Annotated in this window: 13 protein-coding genes; 7 read left to right on the top strand and 6 right to left on the bottom strand. The window is 44.0% G+C overall.

The annotated features are described in order from the left end of the window. Window positions 1-5: 5 nt before the first annotated feature. The 6 genes from GA0116948_RS04540 to GA0116948_RS04515 form a co-directional block, all read right to left on the bottom strand. Window positions 6-746, bottom strand: a complete 741-nt coding sequence (locus tag GA0116948_RS04540; RefSeq protein ID WP_089709418.1) for a DUF4843 domain-containing protein — start codon at window positions 744-746, stop codon at window positions 6-8. 9 nt (window positions 747-755) lie between these two features. Then, window positions 756-2192, bottom strand: coding sequence for a RagB/SusD family nutrient uptake outer membrane protein (locus GA0116948_RS04535; RefSeq protein WP_089709417.1), 1437 nt, complete (start codon window positions 2190-2192; stop codon window positions 756-758). A gap of 18 nt (window positions 2193-2210) precedes the next feature. Then, a complete protein-coding gene (locus GA0116948_RS04530; RefSeq protein ID WP_089709416.1) occupies window positions 2211-5564 on the bottom strand; it encodes a SusC/RagA family TonB-linked outer membrane protein in 3354 nt (1117 codons plus the stop codon). Between the two features lie 114 nt (window positions 5565-5678). Further along, complete coding sequence (locus tag GA0116948_RS04525; RefSeq protein ID WP_089709415.1) at window positions 5679-6857, bottom strand: FecR family protein; 1179 nt, start codon at window positions 6855-6857, stop codon at window positions 5679-5681. A 42-nt stretch (window positions 6858-6899) separates the two neighbouring features. Further along, entirely contained in the window at window positions 6900-7484 is a 585-nt protein-coding gene (locus tag GA0116948_RS04520) for an RNA polymerase sigma-70 factor (protein WP_165798403.1), read from the bottom strand. A gap of 811 nt (window positions 7485-8295) precedes the next feature. Further along, window positions 8296-8982, bottom strand: a complete 687-nt coding sequence (locus GA0116948_RS04515; RefSeq protein WP_089709413.1) for a hypothetical protein — start codon at window positions 8980-8982, stop codon at window positions 8296-8298. Window positions 8983-9238: 256 nt separating this feature from the next. Here GA0116948_RS04515 and GA0116948_RS04510 point away from each other — a divergent pair, with 256 nt between their 5' ends. From GA0116948_RS04510 to GA0116948_RS04475, 7 genes are all read left to right on the top strand, one after another. Further along, window positions 9239-9703, top strand: a complete 465-nt coding sequence (locus GA0116948_RS04510) for an Hsp20/alpha crystallin family protein (RefSeq protein WP_089709412.1) — start codon at window positions 9239-9241, stop codon at window positions 9701-9703. Window positions 9704-9802: 99 nt separating this feature from the next. Next, complete coding sequence (locus GA0116948_RS04505; RefSeq protein WP_205686091.1) at window positions 9803-10993, top strand: cation:proton antiporter; 1191 nt, start codon at window positions 9803-9805, stop codon at window positions 10991-10993. Beyond that, window positions 10990-11280: a hypothetical protein gene (locus GA0116948_RS04500; protein WP_089709411.1), complete on the top strand. Its 291-nt coding sequence runs from the start codon at window positions 10990-10992 to the stop codon at window positions 11278-11280. The genes GA0116948_RS04505 and GA0116948_RS04500 overlap by 4 nt, the downstream gene beginning before the upstream one ends. Before the next feature lie 662 nt (window positions 11281-11942). Further along, the gene (locus tag GA0116948_RS04490; RefSeq protein ID WP_089709409.1) at window positions 11943-12533 is read left to right on the top strand and encodes an RNA polymerase sigma factor; all 591 of its coding nucleotides are present in this window, start codon (window positions 11943-11945) and stop codon (window positions 12531-12533) included. A 99-nt stretch (window positions 12534-12632) separates the two neighbouring features. Beyond that, a complete protein-coding gene (locus tag GA0116948_RS04485) occupies window positions 12633-13787 on the top strand; it encodes a FecR family protein (RefSeq protein ID WP_089709408.1) in 1155 nt (384 codons plus the stop codon). Window positions 13788-13888: 101 nt separating this feature from the next. Beyond that, a complete protein-coding gene (locus GA0116948_RS04480) occupies window positions 13889-17257 on the top strand; it encodes a TonB-dependent receptor (protein ID WP_089709407.1) in 3369 nt (1122 codons plus the stop codon). 10 nt (window positions 17258-17267) lie between these two features. Next, the gene (locus GA0116948_RS04475) at window positions 17268-19058 is read left to right on the top strand and encodes a RagB/SusD family nutrient uptake outer membrane protein (protein WP_089709406.1); all 1791 of its coding nucleotides are present in this window, start codon (window positions 17268-17270) and stop codon (window positions 19056-19058) included. Window positions 19059-19077 lie beyond the last annotated feature (19 nt).

Below are 19077 nucleotides of genomic sequence, written 5' to 3'. Positions count from 1 at the left end.
TTTAGTTAAGGGATTACTACAGGATTACCATTTTCGTCCGTTAAAGCCGCATGATTGGCATTGTATTCCAACAGGGCATTCCTGACAGTGTTTTGATAATATTGTAAAGTGGGATAACCCAACGCATTGGGTCCACTGGACGGAAAGGTGGAAACACCCAATACGGAGGCGATAAATCGCAATTTGGTTTCGCTATAGGTGCCAAAGAAAATAACCAGATAGGTATCCCAATTGCCAGGTTTTATTAACCGATCGTTGAAGATGATACGGACCTGGTTCCTGTTATAAAAGGCTCCATCCCCCATGAGGGTATCCTTCATTAATACCGGAAAATCTGCACTGGGCTGAAGCCCTAATGTAAGGGTAGCGGAGGTATCCTGTAAAGACGCATCGCGCAGCAGTACCACACCCAGGCGGGTAGCAAATGCATTTCCCGGCATGTTATAATCCAGCAACTTGTATTGCGTATTGGGTAAGGCAGTTGTTTGGTTTGCAACCACCGCCAGCTTAATAGCGCGGTCGTAAGTGGTTGTATTGCCTGCAATGCGTACGGGTAGCCATACCGTATCCTGGGTCACCGTACTGGCCTTATCCACGAAAGTATAGGTGATGCTATCAATACCGCCTGAATAAACATCATTGATATTGTAAATAAAATATACACTTTCCTGTCCTTTGTAAGACGTTGAAATGTCGATTTTACTGCACGCTGTTAAAAATAAAAGGAGTACTAGTATTTTTTTCATACCATATTTTTAGTTTCTGTACTGTAATTCTGCATCGGGCAGGGGTAATACATATATCTTATCATCAGTTGCTACGGCGGAAAATCTTATCTGCGGACTATTGGTCCTTTTATAGTAATAAAACAATTGTCCTTCGGCATAATACTCCTTCTGGTATTCTTTTAATAGCTCGTTCTGCACATCCGGCTGGCTCATTTCATCCGGAAGATTGCTTAAACCCCGCTCGTGGCGCACGGCATTCAAATAGCCGGTAGCGGCGGTTGGGTCCGCGCATTCCGCTGCTATATAATACATCTCCGGTAGTCGAATGAGCGGCACTACGTTTATATAAACCGGGTTGCCGGCATCCTGCCAAAACTTGGAACAGAAATACACTGTGCCGCTGAGTTCCCATAAACGTGCATACCGGATATCGCTCACACCTCCTGCATTAATTTCGTATATCTGGTCTACCACACCACCATTGCCGTAGGTATTGGTCAACTGCGTATTCACTCCCAGATTAACGGTTCCACCGGTGGTTTTAAAATAAGTGCTTACCTGGTTATTAAGATTAAACTTACTCAGGGCAAATACTTGTTCAGGAATAAAGGTTCTATCCTGGTAATTCGTGATCCTGTCCGGCGTCTGGAAGGTGAACATCCCGGAGTTAATAACGTTACTGGCATGCAGCAGCGCCTGCACTTTATCGCCTTTATACAAAAAGGCCCTGGCCAGTGTAGCCTCCGCTGCCCAGTAATTGAAATGATTCTGCCGGTGATTCTTCCAGTCGTTGGGCAACTGGTTGCTGGCGTCATAGTAATCATTATTGACCGTTTTGTACGCCGCCAGTAGGGAGTCTGCTACGGTAAGCTCGCTGATAACGGAGTCTAGCACCTGGCTAACTGTTAACAAAGGCGTAACCTTCCCGGAAACGGTTTTTACATAGGGAATGGCGGGCCTGGATGGATCTGTTAAATAAGAGGCGCCAAATAACCGCAGCAAGTCGAAATGCATGAATGCCCTCAGCCCGATCGCTTCTCCTTTTATCAACTGGTAATTACCGGGTTGAAAGAGATCTTTGTCACCATCAATTTGCAGCAGGATGTTATTCACATTAGTGATGGCGTAATACATAGAATCCCACACGTTATCAATACGGGCCTTCACCCCAGCATCCTGGTAATTATACACAGCCGCCTGGTAAAACTGATGACTGGGGTTAGCCTGGCAATTATACTGTTGGGCCAGTACATCCAGGAAGCTCATTGTGAGCTGATCACCATATAAGGCAGCCCCCGCCATAGTGGTATATACACCATACATGGCATCTTCATAGCCATTTTCTGTAGAGAATAGTTTATCAGGTGCCACCAGCGTCTGGGGCCGTGCATCCAGCCATTTATTACATCCTGCCGCGACGAGCAGGAAGCATAAGCCTGTTATCAACATATGAACCTTTTTCATACTGAAGCTTTTTGTTTGTTAGAATCCCAATTGCAGAGAAAATGAATAATTGCGGGCAAATGGATAACTTAATCCCCTTTCCTGCCGGATGGAAGACACCAGGAATGGATTGTTGATATAAAAGAAACATTGCAGCCGGCTCATTTTCCACTGGTCGGTAAGCAGGTGCGGAAAAAGATATCCCAGGGTAATGGCATCGCAATACAAGGTGTTATTATCCTGTATGAACCTGGAGGTAGCTTTAGTAATATCCGTCCGCGTATTACCATTCAGGTTGGTCAATCCCTTATAGCGGGCATTATCCCCCGGTTTTTGCCAACGGTCCGTCAGCACCCGGATATCTACATTGTATACCGGGTTGGCATTTTCCACCCGATCGGACAGTGTGCTGTTATACATCTGTCCACCGAGTTCTGTACGCATCGAAACGTTTATGCTAAATCCCTTGTACATCAGGTTAGAGCCAAAGTTGCCAGTTACCTTTGGTTGATTATCTCCTACCGGCACTTCGTCGCGGGGACTCCATTTGTAGGTTTGCTTACCATCCGCCGTAAGAAACACTTCGTTGCCGGTGCTGGGGTCAATACCCAGGGAACGCACGGCATAGATAGTACTTACGCTTTGTCCTTCTTTGTATTGCAGTACCGGAGCGGTTACAGGATCATCGGATTTTGTTTGCTGGTCTACTGCCTGCTCATTCTGCGCTTTCAAGGCGTCAGATATGCGCAACAGTTTATTCTGGTTATGTAACAGGTTGCCGTAAAAACTCCAGTAAATGTTTTCCTTCACTTTTTTTACGGCGAATAGGGTAAGATATAATTCCAGCCCCCTGTTTTGTACGGTACCCAGGTTGGCAAAGAAACTGCTGAACCCAGAGGAGGGAGTGGTATTTACCGTAGTAAACAGGTCATTGGTGCGTTCTGTATAATAATTGAAAGTAACCTGCAAACGACCTTTGAACATTTCAATGTCCGTACCCAAGTTGAACTTATTCGTTTGCTGCCATTTCAGGGAAGTATTTCCCAGGCTTAAGAGCGATGCGCCAATATGGTCCAGGTAGCGAGTAGAGGTCAGGTACTGGTAGGTTTGGGCGGCAGCAAAAGAAGGAAAATCCTGGGAACCGGTAGACCCATAGGACGCACGCAGCTTCAACCGGTTGAACATATCCGGTATATGAAGGAAGTGCTCTTTATTCACATTCCAGCCTAGCCCTACCGACCAGAAAGGTGCATAATGCTTATCCGCCCCAAACAAAGAAGAGCCATCCTCCCGAAAGGAAAGGTCTAGCAGGTAGCGGTAATCATAAGCGTAGCTAACGTTGGCATAATAGCTGATCAGGCGTTGTATGCTTTCTGTACCGGTAGGCTTACCATTCACCGGGTATTGCAGGCCAAAAAGAATATTATCCAGGTCTGCATTAGGAAATCCCTGCGCCATAACGGTATTTTGGTTGGCCTTATCCTCCTGGATATGATAGCCTGCGGTGGAGAACAATGTATGCTTACCGAAATTAGCACCATAGTTCAAGTATACATCTCCCTGGTAGCTGGATGATAGGCCATTTGTTTGCTGGTAATAACCTCGGGTGGAGAACAAGCTGTCTGGCGTATTTACGAATTCCACGGCATCTGCCGGCAGGAACACGTCGGCAGTATTGGACTGATTATACATGCTGAAACGGGTGCTTAGTTTCAAGGCCGGCAGGATATTCCAGTCGGCCTGGAAGTTTTCCGTGATGTTTACGTAATCCGAATTATTTTTTGTCTTCAGCGATGCATCATACATAGGATTGTAAACCATGTCGTACATCCCGATCTGATCATTACTTTCCTGTAAAATTTTAGCAGTTTTGCCACTCACCGAATCCACCGGGCGAAAGTAAGGGTTCATCTTTGCGTACTGGGAGAAATCACCATAAGGAGAATTCTCCGCCTTGTTGCTGGTAACCGACAAATAATTGGTGAACTGTAGCGCGCCCTTATGGTACATCAGGTTTACCCCACCAGACAAATTATCTCTCTTAGATCCCTTCATAACGCCGGGTGTACCTGCATAAGAAAGATCCACGCCGTATCGCATGTATTCATCGCCCCCGTCCAGGTATATGCTGTGCTTCTGGCCAAAGGCAGTTTTAAGTGGTTGCGATAACCAGTAAGTATTCACGCCGCGTTTTATTTCGGCCAAGCGGTTGTTGTATACCTCGTCTAATTTTTCCTTTGCAGAAAGCGGCAGGCTGGAAGTGATGTTGTATATGCCAGCCACCTGTTCTAATTGCAGCTTTTGCGATGCATTCAGCAAATGATAACTGGTAAGATCTGGGGCATTAACGGAAAGATTGTTATTATAACTCAGGCGCAGCCGTCCCGTCCGGGGTTGCACGGTTTCTATCACCAGCACGCCATTGGCTGCTTTTGATCCATAGATAGCTGTAGCGGCAGCGTCTTTCAGGATGGTAACTTTACTGACCCGGTTCATATCCAGGTCATAAATCTTCTGCAAGGGTACTTCAAAACCATCCAACACAAACAATGGCGGATTACTAATATAACCATACTGGCTGGTAAGATTCGTATTGGCGATACTGTTAGCCCCACGTACCTGTATCTGCGGCAGGTGGTTAGGATCTGATCCGAAATTCAGGTCGGAAGGTACCTGGAAAGAAGCATCTAAGGAACGTAATGCACTGATCACATTGGTATTATTCACCCTGCGCAATTGATCTACTGTGTAGGTTCTGGCTTCTCCCGTATAATTCTCCACGGGTCTTTTGTAAATGCCATTCACCACGGTTTCGCCCAGGTTCATGATGAGTGGCTGAAGCATGATCTTAATGCCGGAAACCGCATCCACTTTTACTGCTGTGGGCGCCTGGTTAAGGCAGTTGATCAGCAGGATATCGCCTTGTTCTGCCGGAATAGAAAATTGACCATTGGCCCCAGTGGTAACCCATAAATTTTTACCTTTTACCCGCACCGTAGCCCCGTTTAATGGCTGGCCGTTCTTATCGGTAATAATACCGGAAACGGGTGCAGGTTGCGTTCCACCAGAAGGTGGTTGCTGCTTCGGGAACAACATAATTGTTTTACTCCTGATCACGTAGTCTACCGGCAGATCAGCAAACAACAAATCAAGGAATTTCTGAAGGGCGAGATGGTCTGCTTTAATAGAAACCGGAGGAATGTTATTCAGCACCGGGCCATTGTACATTACAAAGTAGCCAGTCTGCTTTTCTACTTCCTTAAATACAGTTTTGATAGGTACATCTTTCCCGGTATAGGTAACATCCTGTGCTACTCCTGTTACACATAGGTGCAGGAGTGCGAACAATAGCAGGTAACGACAACGCCTGCTACGAAATTGGTTGTGCTGCATAATTTTGCAGTGTTTGGTGATTAATTTGTTTTGGTTGATATATTACAAAGCATACCCTTCACCGCCTTTAAGGGCGCGTGCAATTGGTCATACACTACTGTTTTTTGCTTTTACTTAATTGCCGGTTACTAGTAAGGTCCGGTCTTTCAAAGTATAGTTTACACCCATTTTAGTTAGGAAATCCATCACTCCCTGCAGACTAATATTACGGTCCATTTTCCCGTTGATCATCAATGCCGGTATTGTTCCTTTATACAACACTTTTATATTATACCATCTTTCCAATTGTTTCATCACTTGTGGTAAACTGGCGTCTTCAAAATAAAATATGCCATTTTTCCATGCAATCTCCTTTTCAACATTCACCCGGGGATGGATGCTCAACGGCTCATTATCACTTTCCACGGCCTGCTCTCCCGGCTTGAGTATCACGTTGCTGCCGGTCATTTTTATACGCCCCTCAATTAACGTGGTTTTTGTGTTCCCCTCGTCGCCATAAGCGTTGATATTAAAGCTGGTGCCCAATACTTCTATGCCCGAATGGCCAGGGATTGCTACGGCAAAGGGATGTGCCGCATCGTTGGCCACCGCTATATACACTTCACCGGTAACGGAAATTTTACGCTCTCTGTCTGTAAACGCAGCGGGGTAAGTGACCGAAGAAGCCGCATTTAGCCACACTTTAGAACCATCTGGTAAAGAAACCTGGTATTGCCCCCCCACCGGGGTGGCTATTTTATTCATCATCACCCGGTCTGCCGCTCCTGCATCTTTTGTATCATAATAAACCGCTCCATTTGCCGACTTAACAATCGCTACGGGTCCTTGCCGAGCTATTGTTCCATTTCCCGCACTGTCCAGGGTAATCGTAGATCCGTCAGACAAAGTGAGTATCGCTTTATTACCACCTGCCGGCACATCCAGGGTTGCCACTATCCGGGGTGCAGGACGACGATCTACATACATAAAAACTATAATCCCCGTGATCACGGCAGCCGCCGCTAACCAGGGCAACATCATAACCCTTCTTCTTTTTCGTTTTCCCCATTGCTCCCGCAAGCTATCACTGGCCTGGAGCATGTTTTGCCACATCTGTTCTTTATCCTCCAACACGGCTGCCTCCTCACCCGGAACAAGGGTAGTATCCATCGTGCGCAAGACCAATTCCCGGCTTGCCGCATCGTTCTCCGGATCTTCCAGGAACCTGAACAGTTCTTTTACCTGCGCATCAGTTGCCTGATTGCTGGCATACAGCCGGCAAAGCTGCCGGATATGTTCGGTTTCATTCTCCATATACAGTAAAGTCGATTAAGAAAGGGTGAAGGACTACTTGTTTCAAAAAAAAATTAAAAAAAAGAGCATTGGCAGGAATTCGCCATGGCTAATCAGGTGCGCACGAATGGCTGCAAAAGCCCGTACCAGGTGATTGCGGACGGTATTAGCGCTAATCCCGAGCCGCGCTGCGATAGCCTTGTAGCTCAGCATTTCTTCCTGTTGCAGCTTGTATACCGCCTGTTGCTGCGCCGGTAAGTGGGCCACCGCTTCCGCCACCAGCTTGCGCAGTAAAGCATAATCCAGTTGCCCTGGCTGATCTTCATGGGGGGAAATATTTAAAAGGTACTGGGCCCTTATTTCCAGTTGCTGCCGTTTTATTTTGTCGAGGCATTTATTAGACACTACCCGGAAAATCCAGGCCGCGGGCTGCTCAATAGCCGGTAAGGTGGCCCTGCTTTCCCAGATATATAGCATGGCTTCCTGCGTTACTTCCTCGCTCCAATACGCAGATTTAAGTAGCCTGGTGGCGTTTAAGCATAATACTTCAAAATATTTATCAAATAAATGGCGGAAGGCAACAGCATCACCTTCCGCAATCCGGGCAAAGAGTTGCTGATCTTGAGATAAATTATTATTTTTTAACACCTTATCCATATTACAATAGCCGGAAAACCACTTGGCATAACGGTCATGCGCCAAACTTATCAAAAAGCAGGCATAAAACATAGTAGACTGGTTTCACACCATCTACGGGCTATCTTCAATGATTAGGAGCTCTTTTCCGAAAAAATGCAATGCTTTTTGTAAACAGGCGATAAGGTAGCAACTGACCCTACTGCAATCAGCAGGGGAAAATAAAAACAGTATTACCAAAGGTTTAAATAGCCCGTACTAGGTAGAGAATGGTTTTATAAAAGCCACTGGCAATAGTTTATTGCTGATAAATGCGTTCTCCTTTTATGACCATTTCCACCGATTTAATGTTATCCATCTTATCTAACGGGTGGAGGGAAAGCACTAGTATATCAGCTTACATGCCAACGGTTTAACATGTTATCAAAGGATGTTCTTAAAGGAGTAATATGGGAATCCACCAAACAAATGGCCGACCAGATCATGGAATATATCAACACGTATTTAAACTTGTGCAAAAACCTTCCAATGGACCAAGGATGGACGTAAAAACGACAAATAGTATACTTCTTCACACTAGATCCAAGAGCGGGCCACCCACAACTTATCAACTATCAGGTGAAGCATCTATCATACCCCAAAGATTGGTTTATTTTTTTCAAATACCAGGGGCTGCTATACGGCTGCAGGGCTGCTGTGCTATACACAATATTTAAATGTGAAAATCTGGGGTTGGGTTATACAAGTAAAGGGATATTTAAGAATATGATTTATTGAGATTAGGGGTGAAAATTCAGGAATAGCCCTTCCACCCCCTACTGCATCAATTTTCCACTTTTACATTCAGCGTAAGCACAGCCCGATCGCCATCAGGAACATTGGCCACGTAATCAGATATGCTTAAAAATCCCTTTTTGCCATTCTTTTCAACAAATGCAAAAATTTTATTTTTAGCCACATCGTTATCTCTTGCAATGTCTTCAATAGACTTAAAGGCAGTCGGTAATCTTGCAAAATAAGCTTCCAGGTCCGTCTTAGTTTTCAACGCCTCGAACTCGGTCTCCGTTACCTCATCCGTTCCTAAAATCTGGCTATCAGTGATAAAAGAATAGGCTTTGACATAGTAGGTGCGTGACGACATACTTTTTACATTTTCAAAGAAGCGGCATGTAGGACAGCCGCCGCCATGATAGTTGTAGGCCAGGTCTATCTTACTGGATACTGATATCCCGTCGACTTGGTTATATGCCTTGCCGTCGTATAAGTCAATAAAGCCGGCGCGGGAAGGGAGAATATCCCCATTTGTGCCTATAATAGATTCCACCACAATGGTATGCTGTTTAATTCCGGAATATGTATCCCCTTTATCGCCGTTTTTCTTACAGGCAGCAAAAGCAAACAACCAAAAAATTAATATTAGGGATGCTATTTTGGGGTGGATAGTAAAAAATTGAGTCATGATCCAAATAAATAATTGATGAAAAAACAAAATAATAAACAGCAGGGACACGGATGAAGGGTAATGAGTAAGTGGTGGGAGAAAATGAGTAGTTAACAGCTGTGTTGGGTAAGTGCTCGGGTATTATAATGGTTTACCACGCCCCTAAGGACATATCTGCTAACACCGTCAAAATTTCAATCCACCAAAGAAAAGTTGACACCTCTCTCTATAGGATACAGACTAAAAATGTCAAAATTTCATACGCGCTGAATTGGCATTTTGGTTGATACGAAAAAAATGAAATTAAAAACAAAAGGAGGACATTATGACAAACATCATCAAAAAAGACAATGGTCGTCCGGCTACTTTCGGAAGTGTTGTTGATCAAATCTTCCAAAACAACTTAAGCCGCTTTTTCGAAGACGAATACTGGGGATTTACCGGACTTCAGAATCCCAGTTCAGTTCCTGTTAACATCCGTGAAACGGATAAGAGCTATGAACTAGAAGTAATAGCGCCCGGCTTGAAGAAACAGGATTTTCTTCTTGACGTGAAAAACGATCTGCTGACCATTTCCTTCCAGCATAAGGAAGAAAACAGGGAGGAAGACAAGAATAAGGGTTGGCTCCGGGAAGAATATAAGCGCAGGGAATTTAGCCGCAGCTTTAGCCTGGACGACACGGTGGATGCAGCAAATGCTACTGCCCGGTATGAGGATGGCGTGCTGCATGTAGAACTGCCGAAAAAGGAAAGCGTTCTAAAATTATCCCGTACGATAACAGTGGCGTAACGGGCATCAGATGGAGGCAATGGGGCGGATTGTTTTAATTCCGCCCTTATTGCTTTTAAATGGTTGCAGCTTGCAACAAACAGCATTAATCTGCCGTATATGCACGACTTGTTATTGCCCATAAGCGTCATGAGCATGGTAATTCTGCTGCTTATCTTTTTATTAAAGCGGCTCAACCAACCATATCCAGTCGCTTATATATTGGCCGGATTTCTATTAGGCCCGCAGGCCGCAGGAATATTTACCGGTCCGGAGAATATTGCTGCTTTGGGCGAGATCGGCGTCTTGTTGCTTATGTTCTTCCTGGGTATGGAAATAGAAGTACCAGACAAACGCAGTTTGCTGCTTCAACCCATTATAGCACAATTGGTCAAAACCATTTTAGCGCTTGGAGGTGCAATGGCCACGGGCTTCCTGTTACATTGGAAGATTGGCAATACCCTTATCCTGGCTATTTTGTTGCTTTTTAACAGCACTGCCGTCGTCAGCGAATTTTTGCGGAAAACCCATGAGCTGCACACGCCTATGGGCAAAATAGCCCTGAACATTTTATTGGTCCAGGACATTCTAATCGCCCCCGTTTTTACCCTGTTCAGGATCATTAGTAATAAGCACAGTCTCCATCCGGCAGACCTGTTAGCATCCATTACCGGCTGCATATTGATCTTTTTGCTGCTCAGATCTATCCGCTATCAAAACCTGTTACAATTACCGGTTTGGAGGGAAATGGATCAAGACCACGATCTGCAGGTATTCACCGGAGCCTTTATCTGCATTGGCTTTGCGTTGCTGGCGTCCTGGATCGGGTTTTCAGGTCCGGTAGGTAGCTTTGTGGCCGGTATTTATATCGGGCGTACCAACGCTTTCCATTGGCTGGGAAATGTGCTGAAACCCTTTAAAGTGTTCTTTGTGGCCCTATTCTTTATTTCCATTGGCCTCATGCTGGACCTCTCCTATATCAAAGCCAATATTTTAACCATTTTAACGATAACCCTCCTTATCCAGCTAATCAATAGCATGCTCTCCGCCGTCGTTTTCCGAATACTCCGTTATTCCTGGCATGATAGTCTTTATGCCGGCGCTTTGCTTTCACAGACAGGTGAGCTGGGCCTATTGGCCTGCTCGATGGCTTACAAGGCTGATATTATTGAAGAAAGCTTCTTTAAAACAGCCCTGGCCGTAACAGGGCTTACCTTATTACTTTCCACGGCCTGGATAAATATCTTGCGTAAATTGATCCGTTCGGGCAGATCATCTAATTCAAAGATTGCAACAAATACATTGTTATGAAATCTACATTTTACATAACCCTGAACATGAAAACAGCCGACAATTTTGAAACCTATGGTCGTTTTTGTATTGGCAATGACCAGAAGGCTGCCGATAATATTTTTGCTACACTGAAAGGCAGTGAAGTGATTGGGGAAAAAGACATCCTTCACTTAGAGCTAATGGAAATAAAAGAGGGTCTGCCTGTTAATATCAGGATGATCAATTGTACCCTCGAAGAACTTTCAGAAAATTGCCGGATCATTACCAAAGAAATCTTCAAACTTCTGAACCTGGAAATAACATGACCCATTACCCGCCTGCTTAGTTTTTGCGACACTAACCAAACAGGTTTGAAGGTCGTCCGGGAAAGGCTAAAAAAAATAGAACGAGGTCTGGAAGCGGCGGCCAAAAAGCTGTTTATTTTTACCTTCGGGTACTTTGGTAAGGTAATTCCGGGATCTCATCTCAAGGGAATTGAAAATTATTCCCTTAAGCAACCGGGCAATAGAGAAGAAATTTTCCGGGTAAGAAGCGGAGGTGTCATGAACACCTAGCGTGTTGAAAAAACATTTTCTAAGACCTTACAGCAACTGCAAACCGGCGATTTTAAGAGCGCGGATGTGCGGAAGATGATGGATACCGGCTATTACAGCGCCAGGCTAGATATCCGGGACCGATTGATTTTCTTTATTGTTCAGTATAAAGGACTAAAACATTTGCTGCTGGAGATCATAAAAGAACACAATTATGCCCAAATGCCGGGTAAGATAGCACTGGCTGTCCTGTGATTTTCGGAAACGAGTGGCGGAAGCGACTTACAAACTATTAATTTTTACTATCTAAATGAGTTATTTTATTATCATTACAACTTGAATAAATTTTGCATTTATGTATTTTACCAGAGATAGTACATGACGGTTATCTAATATGAAAATAATAGATTCGTAAGAACAAAATATGTCAATTTATGGCATCCTTCCACGTTATTCCTGATCAGGAACTTTTAATTCGTTTACAGAAAGGTGACCATGCAGCATTCACTAAATTATACAACAAGTATTGGGAAAATTTATTGTCCATTGCCTGGAACCATACGAAAGATAAATGTACCGCCGAAGATATCGTTCATGAAGTCTTCATGGCGTTGTTGAGAGAGAAAAATAATTTTGACATTCTAAGTGTCGGCGCATTTTTGGCTACCAAAATAAAATTTGCTGTATTTAAGCACTATCGCAAACAACAACGCCGGGAAAGACTGGCAAAAACCAACCTCACATTTGAAAAAGTGAGTTTAGATGAAGAGAAATTAGATGCATTGTTCTTAAAAGAATATATAGACGGGATCATTGAAACACTGCCGGAAAAATGTAAAATGACCTTCAAATATAGTCGCTATGCTGGCCTAAAAAATAATGAAATTGCTGCCAAATTGAGTATCTCCGAAAAAGGAGTAGAGGCAAACCTGACCCGGGCCTTAAAAATCATCAAACATCACCTTGAAACCAGCGGACTAGCCCTTATTTTATCAGCCGAGCTACTTAAACGTTATAACCTATAACGCCCTGCTAACATCTTTTAACCGGAATTTGTAAAAAAATGGAACCATTGTAGGGTAAAACCCTTTTCATGGTCACAGTCTATTATAAGCTAAATACAAATGTCCGGGAAAAAGATTAACAAATTGCTACGGAAGTACATTGACGGTACCATTAGTAACCGTGAAAAGCAAGAGCTGATCGACTTATACCATAAAGTGAGTAATGAAAATGCTCCATATCCAGACGATCCGGACCTTGTTCGGGACCGGATGTTTTTACGACTAAAACATGAATTTCAACCTGTAAAACGATTCTGGAATTTTATTAAACTACCCGCTATTGCCGCAGCTGCTATCATTTTTATTGCAAGTGCTGGTATCTATTTGTACAGCCGCCCGGACATAAAAACGCAATTGGAAAACCAGCAGGTTGCAAAAAATCTGGATGCAGAACAGGTCATATTACCTGGAAAAAATGCAGCTATTTTAACGTTGGCAAATGGTGAGCGTATTGTATTAGATACTGTAGGCAAAGGTATACTGGCAGTACAGGGCAATGCAGTAATTACCAAAAATAATGCTGGTGAAATCTCTTACCAGAAAACGGCACGGGAAGATAACAACGACACCCCGCCAGCCTACAACACCATTACCACTCCACCGGGAGGTCAATTCACGGTCAATTTACCCGATGGAAGTAAAGTATGGTTAAACGCAGCTTCCTCCTTAAAATATCCCAGCAGCTTTAAGGGGGCGGAAAGACATGTAGAATTAACTGGCGAAGCATACTTTGAGATTTTAAAAAACGCAAAAACTCCTTTTACGGTGACTGCGGAAAACACCAGCATACAGGTGCTGGGTACGCGTTTTAATATAATGGCTTATAACGACGAACCGTCCGTGCAAACCACGTTATTGGAAGGTGCTGTATCCTTAATAGCCAATAAAACGCACAAAATTTTAACCCCAGGTCAACAGGCAATTGCCAGTAAAACAAGCAATGATATCAGCTTCCAAACGGTAAATATGGAAGATGCTATTGCCTGGAAAAACGGGTATTTTTCTTTTAGGAAAGAAAATATCCGTACCGCCATGAACAAAGTAGCCAGGTGGTACAACGTAGAAGTAGCGTATAGGGGAAACTTAAACGACAAGGTACTTGGTGGCTCTATATCCCGAACGGAAAACATCGCCAATTTATTAGATTATTTAGCCCTGACAGGAATAGCATCATTTAAAATAGAGGGAAGGAAAATTATAGTTACCTGTAAATAAATTCAATACTTAAAAAATCAGGACCGCCCAAACGGCCACGATTTGGAGGGACGAGCACTATAGAAATGTCCCATACCATCTAATGCCCTAAACTCAACCAGATGTATAGAAAAATTCCACTTATTGGTTGGAGGGGTTTCCTCTCCACCAGACGTTATGCCTTTTTAAAAATGAAGCTGACACTTATCGTTTTCATGAGCTCCTTGCTGCAGGTTGCCGCGGCATCTTACGGGCAAAGCGTTACCTTAAATGTAAAGAACGCACCTTTTGATCAATTGCTGGACGACATCAGCAGACAAAGCGGCTATCATTTTCTCTTTGCGGAACAGTTACTAAATAAGAGTACCCCTGTTACCCTTCACGTAGTAAATATGCCCTTGCAACAAGTGCTCGCTAAATGCTTTACAGACCAGCCATTTACTTACGTGATAAAAGAAAACAACGTAATTATTACGGGAAAAGCGGAGAATACCAAACCACCTAATGCTGAAGCCATAACTGTAACGGGACTGGTAACCGATGAAAAAGGACAGGCCCTACCCGGTGTTAGCGTTGCGGTAAAAGGAACAAAACAGGGCACCGTAACAGCGCCCGACGGGAAATATCACCTTTCGGGATTACAGGATGATGCAGTGCTTATTTTTAGCTTTGTAGGTTATAGCCCGAAAGAGGTACCGGTTGCGGGCCAAACCACTATTAATGTAATGTTGACACCCTTGGTAGGAACATTAAACGATGTAGTAGTGGTAGGATACGGCACACAAAAAAAAGCAACGTTGATTGGTTCAGTAGCTTCCGTTAAAGGAGAAGCGTTAACCCAGGCCCCTGTTGCCAGCACGATCAATTCGTTAGCAGGAAGGTTACCCGGATTAGTATCAAAGCAATCAACCGGCCAACCGGGCGCAGATCAGGCATCTATCAATATCCGCGGCTTTGGGCAGGCAATTTGGATCGTGGATGGAGTTGAATCCAACTTTAATAATATTGATCCCAACCAGATAGAGTCGTTAAGTATTCTTAAAGACGGGGCGGCCTCTATATATGGCGCCCGCGCAGGAAACGGCGTTATATTGGTAACAACTAAACGCGGTAAGGAAGGGAAACCCAGCATTACGGCTAATTCTTCCTATACCCTCCAAAGCAATACATTGATGTCGAAGCCGGTCAATTCGGGTCAGTATGCAGAAATAACCAACTTGTTCTATGCCAACCAGGGAAAACCGGAGCCTTATACAAAGGAGCAGGTACAGAAATACTATGCTGGAACTGACCCCGCCTATCCAAACACCGATTGGCAAAAAGTTGCTACACGAACCTGGGCCCCGGAAACGCAACAAAATTTGTCCGTTCAGGGTGGTACCAGCCAGCTCAAATATTTTGGGTTTTTCGGCTATCTCAATCAATTGCCCATGTGGAAAAATCATGGTGGCGGTTATAACAGGTACAATCTACAGTCTAATTTAGATGCACAGATCAATCAAAACCTGTCCATTCAATTGCTCCTTTCCGCCGTAAGTGAAACAAATTCGCAGCCAGTACGTGGTCAGGGTGTGGGAGGGAATACGCTATGGCAGGATCTGTGGAACTCGTTACCTATTTATCCCGAAAAATTACCGGATCCTACCAAATATTCTTACGCAAACGGTCAAGGGGTGGGTAGTATCGCACTGGTATCAAACGAGAACATAGCCGGATACGACAGGTCAAACTCCCAGAATATGAAGGGAACCTTTATAATTAACTACCAAATACCGGCTATTAGTGGACTAAGTGCCAAAGCTTTTATTAACTATGATAAAACTTACGTTACCGACAAGAACTTCTCAAAACCATATAGCTTTTACACCTATGATTATTCCACACAGGCCTACACCCTCGCCGGGTCGCTTGGCTCACAGGCAAAACTAACTTACCAAGAGTCACAGACCCGCAATATAACCGGCCAGCTCTCCTTAAATTACGAACACGTTTTCAACAAAGACCATCATATTACCGCACTTGCCCTTTACGAGGCCATAGATAACAACTACACTTATATAATAGCAGGAAGGGAGAAATTTTTAACCCCTGTTGTTGAAGAATTGTACGCCGGTTTGGTTTCCACAAGCGTGGCAAATAGTTCAGCATCGCAAATGGGGCGTGCCAGCTATGTGGGACGATTGAATTACGCTTATAAAGAAAAATATCTTTTTGAATCCTCTTTGCGGGCAGATGCATCTGCAAAATTCGACGCAAACAAGCGGTGGGGATACTTCCCGAGTTTCTTACTGGGATGGAGAATGGAGCAGGAAGAATTTATTAAAAACCTGAATATTGTGGATGAACTCAAACTCAAGCTGTCCTATGGCGCTTCGGGTATTGACGATGTAGGTAGTTTTCAATACCTCACAGGCTACCAGTTTGGCGGACAATGGCTCATAGGGAATGGTACCCAGGCGGGCATCGTATCTACAGGTCTGGCCAACCCAAATCTTACCTGGGAGAAAGTAAATATTTACAATGCCGCTGTTGATTTCTCTTTATTCAACAGGAAACTTTTTGGAACTGCCGAAGTCTTTTATCGCACCTTATCCGGAATTCCTGCCACCAGGATCCAAACCCTTCCCAACACCTTCGGAGCCGCCCTCCCTTCTGAAAATTTAAATAGCCAGAATAACCGGGGTTTTGAATTTGTTTTGGGAACCAATGGCCATATTGGCGAGCTAAGCTATCAGGTTTCAGCCAACATTTCCTGGTCTCGGGCACGGTGGGATCATTACGAAGAACCGGTTTATACGGATCCCGATCAGGAAAGAATATCAAAGAATTCAGGAAAATGGGTAGACCGGGCTTTTGGATATCTATCTGATGGGCTCTTTACCAGCCAGAAGGAAATTGATGATTTGAAATTTACTTATCCTGGTGGTAACGCGGCATTACGTCCAGGAGATGTTAAGTATATTGATCGCAATGGAGATGGCAAATTAGATTATAAAGACCAACAGCAGGTTGGTACTGGTACTGTACCCAACTGGATGACGGGAGCTACCGTGGACCTTAGGTATAAAGGTTTCGATATGCAATGCCTGCTGCAAGGAGCTTTTAACTATTACAGTACCGTGTATTTGTATCATAATGGCCTTAATTACTCAGAGGCTTTCTACAAAAACATGTGGACGGAACAAAACAATTCCGCTTATGCCACGCCGCGAATTTCCGGCGCATCTTCAAATAGCTTCTTTTCTGATATCTACTATAAAAAGACCAGCTATATGCGTCTGAAAGCATTGGCCTTGGGATATACCCTGCCCAAGCAACTGCTTATCAGAGCCGGTATTCGCCAATTAAGAGTGTATGTGGCCGGCACCAATCTATTAACCATTAACCCGCTTAAAAAATATGACATCGACCCTGAAGCACCATCAGGACAGGCAACCTATTATTATCCACAACAAAGAACGGTTTCAATAGGGTTAAATCTTACACTGTAAATTTAAGAAGATGAAAAAAATTATTCCACTGATATTTCTAATTAGTCTAGGTTTTTCCTGTAATAAACAAGTGCTAAATAAAAAACCACTCGATATCATTTCAGATGCGGATGTCTTTAAAGATCCTGCATTGATCAACGCATACCTTACCCAGATTTATTACGATATCCCGGTGTTTGGAAATGATTGTAACGCAAGTGGCCCTACTGATGGCGACGGAGGCTGGCATGCCTTTGATATCAACGACGTTTCCGACGAAAGCTTTCCTCAGTTTAGAGATTGGAACCCCAGTAATGCGTTTTCTTTCAAATACGGCAATTTAAATATTAACGGAGGGCTGCTGGATTGGTGGGGGTATAATACCGTACGCGAGATTAACCAGTTCCTTGAAAAATTACCCACTTCTCCACTTCCGGAAGATGAGGTAAAATCAAAATTAGCAGAAGCGCGGTTCCTAAGAGCATTCTGTTACTTTTCCATGGTAAAAAGATATGGAGGTATTCCACTGATCACCAAGGTTCAGAACGCCAACGATCCCGACTCCACACTTTTCCCCGCGAGAGAAACAGAGCAACATGTTTATGACTTTATCCTTTCCGAAATTGATGCGATTGCAGATGATTTGCCGGAAGTAGTAAATGGTGACAATATAGGAAGACCATCGAAATATGCAGCGCTTGCCTTGAAAAGCCGGGCTGCATTGTATGCTGCAAGTATAGCGCAATTTGGCAACGTTCAATTGAATGGAGTAGTAGGTATACCTGCGTCGCTGGCTAACTCCTATTACCAGGCATCTTACAATGCCTCCCAAGCTATTATTAAAAGCAATAAATACAGTCTTTATACTGGAGATGCTGATAAAGTAACTAATTTCAGGAACATCTTTCTAGTTAAAAACAATAGCGAAGTGATTTTTGCCAAACGCCACGACAACGTAAACCAGGCTACCGGCGGAAACGGATGGGGGGTTGACTTTTTCAATTGTCCCAGACCCCAGGCATGGGGCCGCGGATTATATGAGCAGGCCTATCTTGAATTTGCCGAGTCTTTTGAGCATGTTGACGGAACACCGGGCACACTGGATCGTGCCGCTATTCAAAGTAAACTACTTACAACAGACGAATTGTGGGCCAATAAAGATCCCCGCTTTTATGCCACCTTTTACACACAGAATACAAGCTGGAAAGGTGGAACCCTCGACTTCCATGCTGGCATCCGATTGCCTGACGGAACAATCAAAACAGATGGTGCATATAATGGCATTGCTGCTACAGGCAACCAGGATTACCAGGGAACCGGCATCGGTATTTTAAAATATTTAGATGAAAGCCACGACAACATGGCCGGATCTAACAGTGGATGGGCTACCTCCCAACAGGATTGGTTGATTTTCAGATATGCTGAAATACTGTTAAATAATGCCGAAGCAGCTTTTGAGTTGGGCAACAAAGACGATGCCCTCCATTCAATAAATCAGATAAGAGACAGGGCCGGAATTGCTCCATTAACGGATATAACACGGGATAAAATTCATCATGAGCGAAAAGTGGAACTCGCCTTTGAAGGTCAGCGCTACTGGGACGTAAGGAGATGGCGTACCGCAGTTAACGATTTGTCTGTACGCTGGTCTGGTATCCGTTATATCCTGGACGCCACCACGGGAAAATACCAAATACAGATCATCAATAACGTAGATGGCAGTTCCAATATTCCACAATTCAGGCAGGAAAACTATTACTTGCCCCTCACCCTTCAAAGAACCAGCAATAACCCGAAACTACTGGAAAACCCAGGATATTAATTAAATACCCGTTTATTAA

The organism is Chitinophaga costaii (genome assembly GCF_900094705.1).
Lineage (GTDB): Bacteria > Bacteroidota > Bacteroidia > Chitinophagales > Chitinophagaceae > Chitinophaga > Chitinophaga costaii.
The sequence above is the reverse complement of the archived record's forward strand: the minus strand, read 5'-3'. Positions and strand labels throughout refer to the sequence as shown.